We start from the raw sequence: 16219 nt of genomic DNA on the forward strand, positions 1-16219 counted from the left end.
AGCAAATTGGCTCAAATGTGAAATTTCACTTGGCAATTTATTGCCTAGTGAAAGGCCGAGCTTGAAGACTTTGCCCGGTTTTGGGCTTAGCAAAGGCTCCAAGTCGTGCCCACATTGTTCCAGCCAAATTTGCTTTGCTATGGAGGACGGCATCATAAACAATATCTAAAGTACATTTTTCCGATGCTTAGGACCAGGATTAAGATTCCACTTCAACAATCGTCTAATCTGCTGAATTGACGTTTTCCATTCCAAAGTTGCCAAAATCAAGAACACTGGTAAAAACTGAATCAAATAACGACTTCTACCACCTTCAAAGATTAGCAAGAAAATGAACCCACCAACTAATGACAAACGCAATATTTGGGTTATTTTCCGATCATCTTTCCAAGCAAAAAAAATCAATCCCAACCAAATGCACCAAAAAATTTGTGTTAAAAATCGGAAGTCACCAACATTGTTTCCATATAATAGAACAAAGTTTTCCAGTTTTCCTTTGAACCCGTGTTTATCCGGCGTGTATTTATTAGGAATCGAGATTCCTTCATGTAGCCAACCAAAAGTTCCATCAGAAGTGTTATTCCTTTGCTTGTGAACCAAAAAAGCAACATAACCACTAAACCCCATTTTATGAAGTCGCTTCTTGATTGATTTAACTGAATAATCAATTCGATCTTGTTTATTAATCAGAATAACCATTTTATATGAATCTTTAGCATTGTAACCACCTGTCTTAGATAAACCCATGTTGATAAAGTGGATCATCGGTACGGCTCGAAAATTATTAACATGAATATATGTCTGGTTAGTAATTACTTGACTAATTTTATAGTAACTTCCACCCACACTAAAGGTAAAAATACTCATCACTAAAAAAAACCAAATCCATTGTTTATTACGAACATTCATCAAATTAATTAATTCAACAATTATGATTGCAATTATCGGTATAATTGCAGATGGTTTAATGAAATAAGTTGCTCCAACTGTTAACCCATCCAATATTACAAAAAATAATTTCCAAAAATTACCTATCTTTGAATGAGCAATTATGGCGTAACAAAAGATATAAAAGGCAACGAATGGCATTACCCACGTGTCAGTATAAGGGACAATTATTGCTGGAAAAATCGCTAACCATAAAGCCTGAATATATAAAATAATTGGTAACTTGGATTTATCAATAACAAAAATAGAGCCCAAATTAAATAAGGCTGCCAAATCAACCATAACTATTGTCACAAAATCAAAAAATATCCACGATGTTTGATGAAATATTACCGCTATTTGATGTTGTAACAATAATATCCCTAAATTATTGGGATAAATACTAAAATAACCAATAATATTAACATCCTTAGTATTCGTTAAAGCTTCATGTACCGCACCAACATCATTACCCATACCATAATGAATCAATGAGACAAATCCGATTTGCAACAAAATTGCCAATATGAAACAAACCGTCGCTGTAACCCAACTTCGATCGACAAATAGCCACAGCAAAAAATCCCTCACTGAATGATTGACGTAACAAATGGTAAATAATGCTCCAAATATTAATAATACTATTGTCGTAAAAGCCGTCGTACCAATTTTGGTGATTGGATTATCTCCTAGAATCAAATTGGACGATGTCAAAGCGAAAATAAACGTGGCCGTAAAGAAGATATAAAAAATTATCTTTATAGCCCGATGATTAAATTTAAATAACGTCTCTCTCATATATTCCCTCAATATACTTTTTTCTATATATGAATAGAGTACAACGTAGGATTTTTTTTATAAATAGCCGAAATTATTTACTTGCTCTTTCTAACAAATAACGTTTCAAACGAGGATAAATTTTATTAGCAATCGTTTCCGCAATGATAAAACCAATTGCCAAAGACATCCCCACTGTCAAAGCTTTTACAAATCCATATGCTGCTAAAGCATCTTTTCCCAGAGTAAAATTCTTCATACTATCGTACAAAATAGCCCCTGGAACTAGTGAAACTAAACAAGGCACATAAAAAATATTGACCGGTGCTCGCACTAAAATTGCACACAGATTTCCTAACAAACCAATCACGACTGCCCCTAAGAGGTTGGGCATAATTAGACCATGATTGACTGATTCAACGAGAATATAAACTATCCACGCCAAAGCTCCGACAATCCCTGCAGGAACTAAAGTCCGCCGTGGATTATTGGTAATAATGCCGAAACCAACACTAGACAAAAAGCCGAAAATAAATCCATAAATCAACTGCATTGCCATAATTAACCTCCCCAAATCGTGCGCATCAAAATTTGTCCTACGATTACGCCACTACCGATAGAAATACCTGACATGATTGCATCTGTTGCTCGAACTAATCCGGAAATCGTATTTCGTTCGATAATTTCTCGCAAAGAGTTAGTCATCGGTACTCCAGGAACTAATGGCATCAAAGCACTAATAATAATGTAATTGGCATCATGAGCAATCCCAACATCGCCTAAAACATTAGCGATAAAACTAATTGCCAAACTTCCTAAAGCTACTGGTATATAAGGTGTTTTATTGTGATGTGCTACAAATTGAGAAATCAAATAACCGATGATACCCACGAAAAAGGCAATGAACAAATCACCCCAAGTAGCTTTAAACAAAAGCATCGGTGGCATGGAAACTAATCCTGCTCCGATACATTTGACCAACCAAGAGAAATCTCTTGATTCATGATCGACTGATTGCACTTCTTCTTTGAGCTTTTTAAAACTAATCTCATGCTGATAAAATTGTCTCGATAAAGTATTGATGTCATCTACTTTTTGCAAGTTGAAGTCCCCCACTCGCACCTTAAAAATTCTCGTGGCAGCGTCTTTTTCTGAACTAACAAAAATACCAGTCATTGTCGCGTGACAAACAACCGGTAAATTGGCAGCTCTTCCAACATATTCGACTGTATTTTCAACTCGAGCCGTTTCCGCCCCATTTTCTAGTAGAATCGTACCCACTTGACCACAAAGAGTAACAATTTCTGTTGCTGTGATTGTCTCCATGCCGGTTCCCTCCAAATGGTAAATTTCGTCTTGTTAAACTATTATTAACATATTCTAATCTAGAAAAACAGTTTTTGGATTATTTTTAATAATAAAAAAAGTAGATTCATTTTCATGAATCCACTCATTTTTACAAATCATTTTAACGTTTTGAAGTTATTCCCTTTAACAAAACTAGCCACAATAAAACGACTAGACCGGCTATGATCAAAACTATATCAGTTGATTCACTACCAGTTTGTGGCAAAGTAGCAGTTTTTGATTTATTATCTTCATCTTTGACTGTTTGTACATCGCCAATATTACTCAAATTACCTAAATCAGAAATCAACCCGGAAGTATCATCTGAATTAGAACTAGAACTGTCTAGCAAACTAGACAAATCAGAAGGATTTAAACTCCCAAAGTTCAAGTCGAATTTTAAATCTTTATCCAAACCAAAATCAGGAATATTTAAAGAAATATCTCCCGGAATCAAATTACTCAAATCAGTTAGCTTCTTAATCGGGAAGTCAAAAGTAATATAGTTGCTATCGCCTTCACTCTTGAAAGTTAAATTAAATGGTTTTTGTCCATTGATGGCATTGATTTCAAAAGCAGTATTACCAAATTTCCTAGGATATTTGATTGTTGCTTCAACATAATAAGTTCCGTCAGGGTTTTGCATGACTTTAGCTGTATTAGTGAAGTAAGGTGAAATCAAAGAACCATCACCATTGTTCTTAGAAATTTGATACGTCAATTCTTTCAAAATAGTCTTAGGTGCTTGCACATCGGCTGAATCGTTGGTATCAGTATCATTACTATTTTGAGTAGTATCATCTTCATCCTCACTTGGAGTAGCAATGATATTATTGTCAGAATCATTACTTGCTCTAAGATCATTCAACAATGTTTTAGCATCATTAGCTGTATTAGTAACATTATTTTCTGCTCGAGTAATTTTATTAAGACTATCTGCCAGAGTTTGTGAATTTGGATCATCTAATGAACTCATGTCGAATCTGAATGTAACATTTTGCTTATCAACGTTTAATACCAACAATTTAGTTTGCACCGTTGCTGGAATATCCTTGTCCAAATCATTCAAACTATCAATTGTGAAACTGATTTGAAAATGATTATTATCCTTTGTCGTAACTTTAGGTGTCTGATTATTAATAGTTGAAACTGTCAAACTACTAATATTACTGACACGAGCCGTAATAAAAACTTTATATGTTCCATCATTGTTAGGAACAATTGTCGCACTCTTAGTGAACAAAGTATTCATCGGTGATAAAGTATTGGAATTTTCTTTATAAACTTCATAGTTAATTGTTTTATTATTGCTATCGTTTGTATCTGCTTGAACTGTTTCCTCTAATACGTTGGGTGAGCCCGTATCGTTCAGACCTACCACGCCAAATATTCCCAAAAGCATCCCCACAGACAATAGACTAATTAAAAACTTCTTCATCTTATCGCCCCTTTTAACATATACCAATTTTATCATATTAATATCTTTCTCTGGAAATAATAAGACAAGTTTCTCAAATTATCGAATTTATTTTCATTAGAAGTATTAAAGTAGCATTATAGCTTTATTTGAAATAAACTAATGGATAGATATATACTTATACTTATTACATGCAGGAAGGTGACTTTTTTATGAAACAAGGGACAACAATCCTAACTCTCGACAACGGATATCATTTGTGGACTAACACACAAGGACACGGTGACATCAAACTACTTTGTCTCCACGGTGGACCTGGTGGTAACCACGAATACTGGGAAAATTTCGGTGAAAAATTGGCTGACCTTGGCGTACAAGTTACAATGTACGATCAACTCGGCTCATGGTACTCAGACCAACCCGACTATTCTGACCCAGAAATTGCTAAAAAATATCTAACTTACGACTACTTCCTAGAAGAAGTTGAAGAAGTTAGACAAAAATTAGGATTAGATAACTTCTACCTTATCGGACAATCATGGGGTGGCGCTTTGGTTCAAATGTACGCTGCTAAATATGGTCAACATCTAAAGGGTGCTATCATCTCAAGTATGGTCGACGAAATTGACGAATATGTTAAGAACGTTAACCAATGCCGTCTTGATACTTTAGGTCCCGACAAAGTTAAGTACATGCAAGAAATTGAAGCTAAAAATGAACTTTCAGATTCAACATACCAAAGCTACGTTGACATCCTAAACGCTGAATATGTTGACCGCAAACAACCAACAGCTATCAGACATTTGATTGACACAATGTCCGTTCCTGTTTACAACACATTCCAAGGTGACAACGAATTCGTTATTACTGGTAAGTTAAAGGATTGGCACTTCAGAAAGCACCTTAAGGAAATCACTGTTCCTACATTATTAACTTTTGGTGAACATGAAACAATGCCTATTGCTACTGCTAAGATTATGCAAAAGGAAATTCCACATGCTCGTCTAGTTACAACTCCAAATGGTGGTCACCATCACATGATCGATAACGCTCCTGTTTACTTTGATCACTTGGAACAATTCATTAAAGATGTTGAATCAGGTAACTTCAATGACTAACAAAAAAGCTCTCCATTCGGAGGGCTTTTTGTTTTGTCTAATTAGTTTTAATATATTTTCTCCACTTGAGTCGACTCAACCAAGTTTGTTGGGCGGAAATACCATGTTTTTGGGAATGTTTAGCATAATCGCCATCATCATCCAAAACATAGGAATTTTCAGTATCTTTAGAAAAGAGCTTAACAATTTTGATCAATTGTTGCTTAGGCTTCTCTTCAATAATTGGAACGGCTAATTCAACACGACGTTCTAGGTTTCTTGTCATCATATCAGCCGATGAAATCCATACTTCAGTATGCTCATTGCCAAATTGGAACTTAAAAATTCGACTATGTTCAAGCAATTGTCCAACGATACTTTTTACTCGAATATTCTCTTTAGGACCGCAGAGTCCCAGTTTCAAAGAACAAGGTCCTCTAACAATCAATCTAAATGGTAAGCCAATTTTGGCAGCATCATAAATGGCATCAATAATATCTATATCAGTCAATCCATTTACCTTCATGAAGACTTCACCTTGACCATCACGCAAGTAAGCCTTAGCTGCTTTTTTAATATTAGCAATTACCATATCATTAATACCATTAGGTGAAGCAGTCAATAAATCATAATGAGATTTTTTACCAGTAGTTAAATAATCAAAGAATTTAATAGCGTCATTAACGTAAATTTGGTTACTTGTAAAATAGCTAATATCTGTAAAGCCTTTAGCTGTGATGGCATTATAATTACCAGTTCCGATTTGAACATAACCTGTGTCATCAGCATGCAAAACCATACAAATTTTTGAATGTACTTTGTTTACTTTATCACCAAAAATTACTTTTACACCGGCTTCTTTAAGTGTTTTGGCGACTTCGATATTGTGAACTTCATCAAATCGGGCACGCAATTCTACAACTGCTGTAACATCGATTCCTTTGGCTGCAGCCTCTTTCAATAAGCGCAACAATTCCGAATCTTTCTCAGTCCGATAAATAGTAATACAAATTTTCGTAGTCTTAGGATCTTGAACTGCCGCATTCAAATATTCAATGAAGACATTGAATGAATCATATGGATATTGCACTAATAATGATGAATGACTTAAATATTCTAGGATATTATTGGAATTATTCCAATTCAATCCATTAAAAGGTTTATTGACCAATTCTGGTTGATCACGGAATTTCTTGTAAAAGATATTCAAAAATTTCAAATCAACCGGTCCAGGTATTTTATAAACACTCTTCTTATTCAATTTCATCAATTTAGAGAAGTATTTACGACCCTTTTCTTCATCTTCATCTGAAAATTCAATTCTCATAATTTCTCGTAAATCTCTAGTGTCGACGTAATGAATCATTTTTTCAAGATACTCTTCATCACTCATGTCTTTATCCAAGAAATCATACGGTTTGTTTTGATCGTAAGTTGCTCGAAAGACCATAATTTTAGAAATTTTGTACTTTCTAATTAAGTCCTTAAACATTGCCCGCATTACATCTTCGATTAAAATATAACGACCAGCAACTCCTGTTTCCAACAAACGTCCTAAATCCTCAGGAATAGGACAAGTATAAGTATACTTAGGTGTTTCCATTAAGAAATAAAGATTTTTTCTAAATTTATATTCTTTGGAAAAGCGTTGCATATCCAAACGTGGCAAAATTTTCTTTGTATAAAATTTCTTGACTGTTTTCTTCTCTGAATCGGACAAGTCCTTATACTTTACCAGCTGAAAAATACCTTTGTCGGACGCTTCTTTCATCAAAGCATCATAAACTTTATATTGTTCTGAAATATTCCTTTTGTTTAGTTCATATTCCCGATCCAATACGCCTTTCCCAGACAATCCTGTTCGTTTATCACATTTATTTTCGTCGACTAAATTATGAATATTATGAACTCGCACGCGGAAAAATTCATCCAAATTATTCGATGCAATAGTCAAAAATTTTAGTTTTTCCAAAAATGGAACGTTGGGGTCGTAGGCTTGATCAATAACTCTTCTATCAAATAAAATCCAACTTAAATCCCTATTATAATATTTATCCTTCATATACTTAATAACCCTTCATTCCTAAATTTAACTTTCATCCCTCTGCTCTTTTTTAAATGATTCATAGTCGTATTCGACTTGCTTGATATAGCTATTGGTAAAAGTCATCAACGAGTTAGCAATATCGGCATATTCAGCTCCAAATCCAATAATCAATGGATAATTTGGCGAATGCGAATGCGCTCTGGCCAATAAAATGACGCAAACCTTCACGTAATCCTCAAACGATTCAAAGTCTAACTTATCCAAATTGATCGATGATTTCATATCCTTGAACTGGCGCATATAAAAGCTGTATTTCTTCGTATCAAAGGCACCCAAAAATGGATCAGATGCACTTTGGAGAATCAATTGACTATTAACGATATTTTGCCCCTGACTGACTTCATCATCAGAATACAATTTATCGTCATTGTAAATTGGCAATGCTTGTTTAGCCTGCAACACCAAATAATTACTATCTAAATCTTGTAACAAAATTAAGTAACATAACGTTCCGACGCTACCAACACCTACGCTATGGCGCACGATATCAACAATGTCAAAATCTTCCAAGAATAGTCGAACGTCGCTTCTTTGACCTTTTTTATAATTCTTATAGCCATCAACTACGCTCTTATAATCCTTTTCACTGATATGTTGCGTAACTGGTTTGTTTTCCACAAAACGTCTGGCCCCAGTCGCATCAACTTCAGTATACTTTTCGATGACCAATTTTGAATTGCTTTTTTGAGCCTTTTTGATACTTTTAGCAATCATTTTATTGAAAGATTCTTGGAAATATTCCTCATTATCTTTCAATTTACCAAATATTTCAGTGATATTTTGCAAAGTATTAGGTAAAATGAATCGCTTCATTTCAGAAATCTTTGTCATATGACGCAAAGTATCGAAATAAGTATCCACCACTGTCAAGAGGAATTCTTGAACGTCAGTTTCTGGAAAGCCATGTGATCTAGCAACTATCAAAGCACTGACTAACAAGCGTTTTAAGTCATATTCCCAATGGCCCAAATGCGCTTCATCAAAATCATTCATATCGAACAGTAACTGTCCCTCAGATGATCCATAAAAACCGAAATTACCTAGATGAGCGTCACCACCAACTAGAACTTTGATACCGCTGTTTTCATTTCTCGACAAATCATAATGCATGACGTCAACCGTTCCCCGAAAGAAGGCAAACAATGACTTAGACATTCTTTCCCGTTTGACCGCTAAAAGTTCCGGCACTAATAGTTTGTTTTTGATGTTTAAAATCTTATGAATATTGCGTTTCTTTGGTTCAAATTGATTGAACTTATCCGATACAGTCGTCGCAAAAAAGCGACCTCTGATGATCAATTGTTCAGTACTCTTGAAGGCATCAGTATCTTGATAAGTGTACGGTGTTCGATGCATAAGCTCATCTCCTCAAATTTATTATACAATAGCTTTCCTAGATAACGATTATCTGATGTTATTTTTTTCATTAAAGTTTACTATAACAAAATATGTTTTTTAAGTATGACTAAACTGTCTTCGTATTTATAAAAACGAATAAAAAATAGCCCTGATAGAACTACGATTAAATTTGATTCTATCAAGACTATTTCAATTCGCCACTAGCCAGCAATGTCAACATTTGAATCGTGGCTGGATAGTAATCTTTACTACGAATTGGTGCAGTCAGAACTTTTTTATACCGACTTTTCAAAATTTGATTACCTAATACTTCTGCAGAATAAGCCACCGGTGCACAGAAAGCTTCATTTTCATATTTTTCTATTGGTTTTCCATCCAAAGTATAGATAGCGGTGATGTTCTTTTTTCTCGCAAAGAAATTGTCAATTTTAGTTATTACGCCTTTACTGATTCGACTATGATTCAATTGATAATCATATGCTACTCGCCATGGAATTCGACAAGCATTGAAACCATATTCAGCATCATATTTAGAAGCAATTTGATTAGGTTTAACGGTATTAATATTTAAATTATTGCCACTGACTACTACAAAGTCAGCCATCAAACCAGTCCGATGTTGATTACTTAATTCTTGCAAAGTCCTCTGACTGTTTTGCATAGTCTTCGTCCATCTACCATCTTTAGTATAGCTAGCAAATTCACGAAAATAAACTGAGATTAAATCGGAAGTTCTCACAACATTGCCATTTTTTCCTTGAGCCCAATTTCCAACTTTAGGTAAAGCTGTTTTAGGATTAATCTCATACTTATAAATATCGCCCAGTAACTGCAAGGCTAATGTATGATAATCAAATTTTTCATTACTACCCCATTTTTTATCAGCCAACATCAAGGCATAAGCTATGTCCAAATCACCATCAGTAGCACTCGTTTTTTCAGCTTTAGTACTTGTCATCTTTTCGCCCTGTTGATTTTGTCGCCAAGCCATCAAAGAATTTCGAGAGCTGATTCGATGATTTAAATAGTAACTAGTTAATTGATCAAAAGTTTTTTGACTACCGAATCCTTGTTGTGCAGCCATTACTGTAATTACCATTCCATATCCTTGAGCTTCAGAAAGGGTACGATTTTTACTATCATTATTTGTTTTGACGAATTTTTGAGTTTCATTTCCCCTTAAATAATATTTCTTCCAAATTCGATATTGTGATTGAATCTTTTGAGAACTAATTCCAATTTGTCGTTCTTGAGATTGAGTATTATAAATTGCAACACCAATGGCAAAAGTAACTAGAATTATTAACCCACCGATCAACCATTGATATTTATGCCGTCTGAACACAAAAATCACTCCTTAGAAACGCTGAGTTTTATACCATTTAGTATTATTTTTCCCCGTAACTTTATCGCGAATGATATCCCAAACAGCCACGAGTGAAACTACGATAAATAGTTGTGCATACGTGAAATAAGATATCAGCGTATACATGAAATTTTTAACTGTTTCTTGACCATAATCGCTGGCTAAAGCAATATTCATTTGCAATAAGTACAAGAAGAACATCAATAACCAGTTAACCATGAACAAAATCGACATCGGCGTTCCTATAGCAACCAGTTGATGAACCTGTGGGAAAAAATGCTGGATACCGGCAATAATAAAATTAGATAAAAAGATAAAATTAGAGATAATTATCGCTAAATTAAACCAAAAGAACGTACAAATATAATAGAACACCTCTAATTTAATACGCCATGGTGTATGGTCAAAAAGATGTCCCGCGTTATCCATAATTACCTCATAATTGCCTCGAGCCCAACGTTTACGTTGATTATAGTAGGCAAACAAAGTCTCTGGTTCTTGTTGAAATGCTTCTGCCCGATGAGCTAGAGCAATCAATTTCCCTTCGCGCATCAAACTAAACGAAATTGCGGTGTCTTCTGTCAAAGCACCATCATTCCAACCACCAAGATCTTGAACCACTTTTTTATTAATAATGAAATTTGTACCCGGTATGCGCCCGATTTTGAATAATTGCCATAAACCAGTATGTTGAATGCGTTGTGTATTAACGATTTCCAAATTAATACAACGAGTCAAAAAATTTTGTTGATAATTACGAGTCTTATTCCGTCCAAAAGCCGCTGCATAACGAGTAGGATTTTCCAAAATTTTTTCAACCAAAAAATACAAAGCGTTTGCTTCTGGAGCTGCATCAGCATCATATACTGCTAAATATTCACCCGTAGCAACTTTTAAAGCATCATTTAAAACGCCGGCTTTGCCACCAGTTCCAGTACGTTCAATAACTCGAAAATTACAGTCTTGATATTGTTTTAAAGCCATTAATTCACGAACCTTTTGCGCTGTTTTATCTTTACAATTATCCGCATAAACTAACAATTCATAACGATCTTTGGGATAATTTAAATTCAAAACGGCTTTGACTGTATCTTGTATCACGAGTTCTTCATTATGTGCTGGCACAACTAAAGTAACTTTAGGGTAACGTTTTAGTGCTGGCAAATTATCAATATCCGTGTGTTGCATGTGTTTGAAAATAAAAGTTATACCACCAAAGAGCGTCACGACCATCATGATCAAGGATAGCCAAATCGTTATGATGGCAATCACATAAAATATTTTAATCATGATTTTTATCCTCCAGGTTAAAATGGCGAATCGTTAATTTAAAAATTTTCCACCAACAAATTGATAAAATGATTACAATGATGCCAAAAATTATCGTAATACCCAAGCTAAATGAAAATAACCAACCGAATTTATCTAACATTGATCAATTTCCCCTTACATGTATTCTTTAACAATATCGGTTTCTGCACTCCGTTCCAATTGTGCCAATGTATCTTCAACACTACGATTTTGAACGTTATCTTGCGTAGAATAACTTACTTGTCCCATCCGCAAGACTAGTGCATCACGTGCCAAGCCAAACTCTTGTGCAATATCATCAATGTGATCTTTAATTTTTTTCTTCATAACGGGGGCATTGTCAGATCCTAGCATCGGCGACAAAATAACAAAACGTCCGGTTCCAATGTAATACAGGTCATCGACAGTAAATAACATACTACTCAAGTGTTCAGCTGTAGCTTTTAACAAACGATTGAATCTTTGGTTGCCCAAAAAGTTAATAATATTTTCTAAGAAGTCGATTTTCACCATCGTCAATGTAAACCGATAATCTTTTCCGTGGTAATAAACCAATTTCAATTCTTGAGCAACATCCCTATCCAAAGCTCTTTGGTTCAAAGCACCAGTAATAACATCCAAATCCGGTTTTTCTTTTTGTATTTGTTCCATTTCTTGTATTAAAGCTTTTCTCTTTAGTAATTGGTGATCCAATAAGTACATCAAATAAGTCATTAAAGGCGTAATTGTTAATAACGAAATAGCTGCCCAGAAATACATTGCTCTAGTATAAGGAATCATCAGCATTAAAACGCCAGCACTCATACTGACGAAAGACAAAACGCTTCCCAAAATAATATAAGTCGTCCGCCCTAACAATAATCCAAAAATAAATACTAATGAGACGATCAAAAAATTGAGCCATGAACCGTTGATGACACTCAAATAAAGTAAAGCATATTGATATATAAGGATTAGAAGCATCCCTGCAAAAATCATATTTTCTACTGACTTAAATTTCATTGCACTAACCTCAAGCTAGAAATTTTATTTACTACTTTTGCTGATATCTTTCCAACTTGAGTATAGTTTGATTAATTTTTTGAGACATTGATTAACTAGCTAAATTGACAATTAGTCTATTAGAACGCAAAAAAAGTTCCCAGAATAATTTCTGAGAACTTTTTATTATTTCTGAATAATTATTTTGCTTTTGCAGCAGCTTCGTCAGCATAAATCTTGTTTCTCTTCTTCATTTGCTTTGCGTACCAGATGAAGATCAATAGGTATGCAACAAGTGCTAATGCAGCGTAAAGAATGAACTTGATTTGACCAGTTGAAGCGTTACCTACTAAGTAAGCCAAGAATTTTTCGATAGGACCTTCCATAGTTGAGTGGGAAATCATTGTACCGGATGCAACACCCTTAGGGAATGCACCGATCTTCTTAGCAGTTTCAGTAACCATAGGAGCTGACAATGTACCGGCCCATAGGAACAATGGAAGTTCGATAGCACCGATAACGATCATACGAATAATCTTACCACGTGTAACAACTAGCAAGGCTGGTGTAACACCCATGGCGATGATACCACCTAAAGGCAAGATCTTGTTACCAGGTAGTACTAAAGCTTCAAGAAGCATGATAGGAGCCAAAACGTTAGCGGCAGCCCAGATTTCAGCACGTCCGGCGATGAATGGCCAGTCAAGACCAACATTCATTGTACGACCTTGAAGTCTCTTGTTAGCAAAGTCTGTAATACCTTGTGATAATGGTTCAACAGCGGCAATAAACCAAGAACCGATTTGTGAGAATAACTCCAAGCAGAATGCGGCTGTAAATGATAGTGTAAAGATTTCCTTAACACCTTGGTGTGAAAGTAAACCGATAAAGATACCTAAATAAATACCAATGGCGAATTTACTTCCCCAGAATCCAATTTTCTTGTTCAATGCAGCAGCATCAAAGTCATATTTATCAAGCCATGGGAAGATTTTATCAAAAATCTTATCAAAGACCATGATAATTGGGTTCATCATGTAGTTCATGTGTGTTGTAGTCATTGGGTTTGAAGCTGGAGCATTTAATAGATCATTAAAAGTAGGTTTCATCAAATCTGAATTGATAATCTTCAAAACACCAATGAAAATAACTAGGATTGTAGTAATCAATAGGTTTGCACCAAAGAACATAGCTAGCAATCCAACGAAAGCTAAGTGCCAAACATCGAAAATATCAACATCAAGTGTGTTTGTCTTGTTCATAAGAATCATAACGATATTAACGATAACTAAAATAAGTAAGAAGAACAATGTGTAAGGTGAACCCCAAGTGATAGTAGCAAGTGGAGCCCAACCTAAGTCAGTTACTGATAGTTGAATACCTGTTGATTTAACAAAGGCGTTCAAGGCATCTTGGAATGCTGTAGTTAGCAAACTGATAACTGAACTAATAGCCGTAAGGGCGATGGCTAATTTAATACCACCTTCCAAGGCTTTAGAGAACTTAACTCTGAATACCAACGCGATAATTGTCAAAACGATTAACATCATTGGTGCGGCACCAAGGTCAATTAACGGTTTGAAAATCATGTTGGCGAAATCAATTATTCCTGACATATTTCTTTCCCCCTAGATAAGTCTTAAAAACTATGCTTTACCGCTGTCCTTAATGGCTTGTTCTACTTGGTCATATACAGGTTTTGCCATAGCAGGCATTCTATATAGGATAGGACCAGCATCAATAACTGGGCAACTTGGTGTAAATCCAAGATCTGTAGCAGCGATTGGTGTGAACAAATCATAATCCTTCAACATATCTTCTGTAATGTCCTTAACCATAACGGCATCACATTGAACATCGTATCCACGGTTGCTCATTTCTGTTTCCAATGCATCTTTGATTTGGTGACTTGAGTTAACTCCGGCACCACAAGCAGCTAAAATTTTAAACATAATAACTATCTCCTTTTCTATTCGTTGCTCTTTGCATACTTAGTAAATTTACGATCTAAGAAAGAATAAATTTCCTTTGGATCGTCACTCTTAAAGAATGGTACAAGCTCGTTTTCAGAAGTACGAGCCATAAAGTCCATGATCTGTGCCAAAATGTTTGATTGGCCTTCTGGATCATTATTTAGGATCATGAATAAAAACTTCACTGGGAATTCCTTCGATGGATCAATCATATTATGGAAGGAAATCTCTTTTTCCAATTTAATTGGAACAATCATTCTTGCTTTAACAAACTCACTTTCCGTATGTGGGATTGCGATGTTTGGTATCTTTGGAGATACGACTGACATATCAATTCCAGTAGGATAGTTTTGTTCGCGTTCCAATAAATTATTAATGAAGTCCTTAGTTACTAGATCCTTCTTTAATAAAGAATCAGCTATTTCACGAAACACATCCTCTTGTGTTGAAGCCTTTGAAATATAAACTTCGCTTTCGCTAAATAGTTGATCAGTAGCTAATTCGCCCATTAACACCATCACCTACCCGTTTTGTTTGTTTTTGTTTACAAGAACAATGGTAAACGCTCTCATAAAATATGTCAATACTTAATATTAAAATATAAACCTTTTATTAAGATTTCCTATATATACCAATGAATTGCTCATAATTCCTGTTTAATTAGCAAGGTAAATGCTTTCAAAATTTTAAATATTTATCTTTGAAAAGGAATTGACAAGTGAACAACTAGATGCTAAATTATGTTTGTAACGAACAATAGTAAACAAAAAGAGGTGATCTTTTGTTAAAGAAAGAACGCTTTCTAAAGATACTATCGGAATTAGACAAGAACGATATTGTTACTGTCAATGATTTAACTACATTATTAGATTGTTCTGATATGACCATTCGTAGAGATCTTGAAGAGTTGTCAGAATCTGGCAAGTTGATCAGGATCCACGGAGGAGCACAAAAAATCAGTGTTTCTCCATTAGAAGAAGCTTCCCACATTGAGAAACGAGAAGTTCATATTAAGGAAAAACAAGAAATAGCTAAATTAGCAGCTAACAGAATCGATAATTTCGATACTATCTTTATCGGTCCAGGAACAACACTTGAATTGATTGCTCAAAATATTAAAAATATTAATTCTTTGAGGGTCGTGACGATTAGTATTCCTGTCTTTGAAAGCTTTAAAAATTCAGATCTTAACTGTGAACTGATTTTGGCCGGCGGTATTTATCGAAGTCGCTCAGGAACATTGATTGGAGCTTTAGCAAGTAATGCAGTGGGTGGATTGAAATTCGATAAGGCATTCGTAGGTGTCAATGGTATTCAAAATTCACAAATTATGACTGCCAACACTGAAGAAGGTCGGATTCAAAGCGTTGCTTTAAACAATTCTCAGAAAAAATATATCGTCGCAGATAAATACAAACTTAATAGGAATGATTTTTATACCTTCTATAGTTTGGATGATATTGATTATCTGATTACTAACAAGAGCACTTCCAAAGAAACTATCGATTATTATCAACAGTATGTAAGACTTATAACCAACTAATAACGGAGGGATTA

At 34.8% G+C, this 16219-nt stretch carries 14 protein-coding genes; 2 read left to right on the forward strand and 12 right to left on the reverse strand.

Annotated elements, in window-relative coordinates:
- Nucleotides 1-165 precede the first annotated feature (165 nt).
- The 4 genes from FFM65_RS09510 to FFM65_RS09525 form a co-directional block, all read right to left on the reverse strand.
- Entirely contained in the window at nt 166-1725 is a 1560-nt protein-coding gene (locus tag FFM65_RS09510) for a TIGR03766 family XrtG-associated glycosyltransferase (protein ID WP_119318611.1), read from the reverse strand.
- 73 nt (nt 1726-1798) lie between these two features.
- Nucleotides 1799-2257, reverse strand: a complete 459-nt coding sequence (locus FFM65_RS09515) for a threonine/serine exporter family protein (RefSeq protein ID WP_162897985.1) — start codon at nt 2255-2257, stop codon at nt 1799-1801.
- Nucleotides 2258-2265: 8 nt separating this feature from the next.
- Entirely contained in the window at nt 2266-3030 is a 765-nt protein-coding gene (locus FFM65_RS09520) for a threonine/serine exporter family protein (protein WP_119318609.1), read from the reverse strand.
- Between the two features lie 142 nt (nt 3031-3172).
- Entirely contained in the window at nt 3173-4489 is a 1317-nt protein-coding gene (locus FFM65_RS09525) for an LPXTG cell wall anchor domain-containing protein (protein ID WP_162897981.1), read from the reverse strand.
- A 191-nt stretch (nt 4490-4680) separates the two neighbouring features.
- On the opposite strand from FFM65_RS09525, the gene FFM65_RS09530 reads away from it, so the two are divergent.
- Nucleotides 4681-5586, forward strand: a complete 906-nt coding sequence (locus FFM65_RS09530) for a proline-specific peptidase family protein (protein WP_119318607.1) — start codon at nt 4681-4683, stop codon at nt 5584-5586.
- A gap of 37 nt (nt 5587-5623) precedes the next feature.
- Here the strand turns inward: FFM65_RS09530 and ppk1 are convergent, their stop codons facing one another.
- From ppk1 to FFM65_RS09570, 8 genes are all read right to left on the reverse strand, one after another.
- Nucleotides 5624-7627 (reverse strand): polyphosphate kinase 1, encoded by a 2004-nt coding sequence (gene ppk1 / locus FFM65_RS09535; protein WP_119318606.1) that lies wholly within the window; start codon nt 7625-7627, stop codon nt 5624-5626.
- A gap of 27 nt (nt 7628-7654) precedes the next feature.
- On the reverse strand, nt 7655-9028 hold the full coding sequence (locus FFM65_RS09540) for a DUF2252 domain-containing protein (RefSeq protein ID WP_059073806.1): 1374 nt from the start codon (nt 9026-9028) through the stop codon (nt 7655-7657).
- Nucleotides 9029-9215: 187 nt separating this feature from the next.
- Nucleotides 9216-10376, reverse strand: coding sequence for a family 8 glycosyl hydrolase (locus FFM65_RS09545; RefSeq protein WP_162897980.1), 1161 nt, complete (start codon nt 10374-10376; stop codon nt 9216-9218).
- A 12-nt stretch (nt 10377-10388) separates the two neighbouring features.
- Nucleotides 10389-11687, reverse strand: coding sequence for a glycosyltransferase family 2 protein (locus FFM65_RS09550; protein WP_119318604.1), 1299 nt, complete (start codon nt 11685-11687; stop codon nt 10389-10391).
- 156 nt (nt 11688-11843) lie between these two features.
- Nucleotides 11844-12710: a GGDEF domain-containing protein gene (locus FFM65_RS09555; protein ID WP_119318603.1), complete on the reverse strand. Its 867-nt coding sequence runs from the start codon at nt 12708-12710 to the stop codon at nt 11844-11846.
- Between the two features lie 179 nt (nt 12711-12889).
- Nucleotides 12890-14305, reverse strand: coding sequence for a PTS galactitol transporter subunit IIC (locus FFM65_RS09560; protein ID WP_119318602.1), 1416 nt, complete (start codon nt 14303-14305; stop codon nt 12890-12892).
- Between the two features lie 30 nt (nt 14306-14335).
- The gene (locus FFM65_RS09565; RefSeq protein WP_059073800.1) at nt 14336-14641 is read right to left on the reverse strand and encodes a PTS sugar transporter subunit IIB; all 306 of its coding nucleotides are present in this window, start codon (nt 14639-14641) and stop codon (nt 14336-14338) included.
- Between the two features lie 17 nt (nt 14642-14658).
- The gene (locus tag FFM65_RS09570) at nt 14659-15171 is read right to left on the reverse strand and encodes a PTS sugar transporter subunit IIA (protein ID WP_119318601.1); all 513 of its coding nucleotides are present in this window, start codon (nt 15169-15171) and stop codon (nt 14659-14661) included.
- A gap of 272 nt (nt 15172-15443) precedes the next feature.
- On the opposite strand from FFM65_RS09570, the gene FFM65_RS09575 reads away from it, so the two are divergent.
- On the forward strand, nt 15444-16205 hold the full coding sequence (locus FFM65_RS09575) for a DeoR/GlpR family DNA-binding transcription regulator (RefSeq protein ID WP_119318600.1): 762 nt from the start codon (nt 15444-15446) through the stop codon (nt 16203-16205).
- The last annotated feature ends 14 nt before the right edge of the window (nt 16206-16219 follow it).

Origin of the sequence: Companilactobacillus formosensis, from assembly GCF_005405305.1 — a bacterium.
Taxonomy (GTDB): domain Bacteria; phylum Bacillota; class Bacilli; order Lactobacillales; family Lactobacillaceae; genus Companilactobacillus; species Companilactobacillus formosensis.

Bases quoted from the DNA above. Each gene is read 5' to 3' on its own strand.
- FFM65_RS09510 (WP_119318611.1), bottom strand. From the start codon at position 1,725: ATGAGAGAGACGTTATTTAAATTTAATCATCGGGCTATAAAGATAATT.
- FFM65_RS09515 (WP_162897985.1), bottom strand. From the start codon at position 2,257: ATGCAGTTGATTTATGGATTTATTTTCGGCTTTTTGTCTAGTGTTGGT.
- FFM65_RS09520 (WP_119318609.1), bottom strand. From the start codon at position 3,030: ATGGAGACAATCACAGCAACAGAAATTGTTACTCTTTGTGGTCAAGTG.
- FFM65_RS09525 (WP_162897981.1), bottom strand. From the start codon at position 4,489: ATGAAGAAGTTTTTAATTAGTCTATTGTCTGTGGGGATGCTTTTGGGA.
- FFM65_RS09530 (WP_119318607.1), top strand. From the start codon at position 4,681: ATGAAACAAGGGACAACAATCCTAACTCTCGACAACGGATATCATTTG.
- ppk1 (WP_119318606.1), bottom strand. From the start codon at position 7,627: ATGAAGGATAAATATTATAATAGGGATTTAAGTTGGATTTTATTTGAT.
- FFM65_RS09540 (WP_059073806.1), bottom strand. From the start codon at position 9,028: ATGCATCGAACACCGTACACTTATCAAGATACTGATGCCTTCAAGAGT.
- FFM65_RS09550 (WP_119318604.1), bottom strand. From the start codon at position 11,687: ATGATTAAAATATTTTATGTGATTGCCATCATAACGATTTGGCTATCC.
- FFM65_RS09555 (WP_119318603.1), bottom strand. From the start codon at position 12,710: ATGAAATTTAAGTCAGTAGAAAATATGATTTTTGCAGGGATGCTTCTA.
- FFM65_RS09560 (WP_119318602.1), bottom strand. From the start codon at position 14,305: ATGTCAGGAATAATTGATTTCGCCAACATGATTTTCAAACCGTTAATT.
- FFM65_RS09565 (WP_059073800.1), bottom strand. From the start codon at position 14,641: ATGTTTAAAATTTTAGCTGCTTGTGGTGCCGGAGTTAACTCAAGTCAC.
- FFM65_RS09570 (WP_119318601.1), bottom strand. From the start codon at position 15,171: ATGGGCGAATTAGCTACTGATCAACTATTTAGCGAAAGCGAAGTTTAT.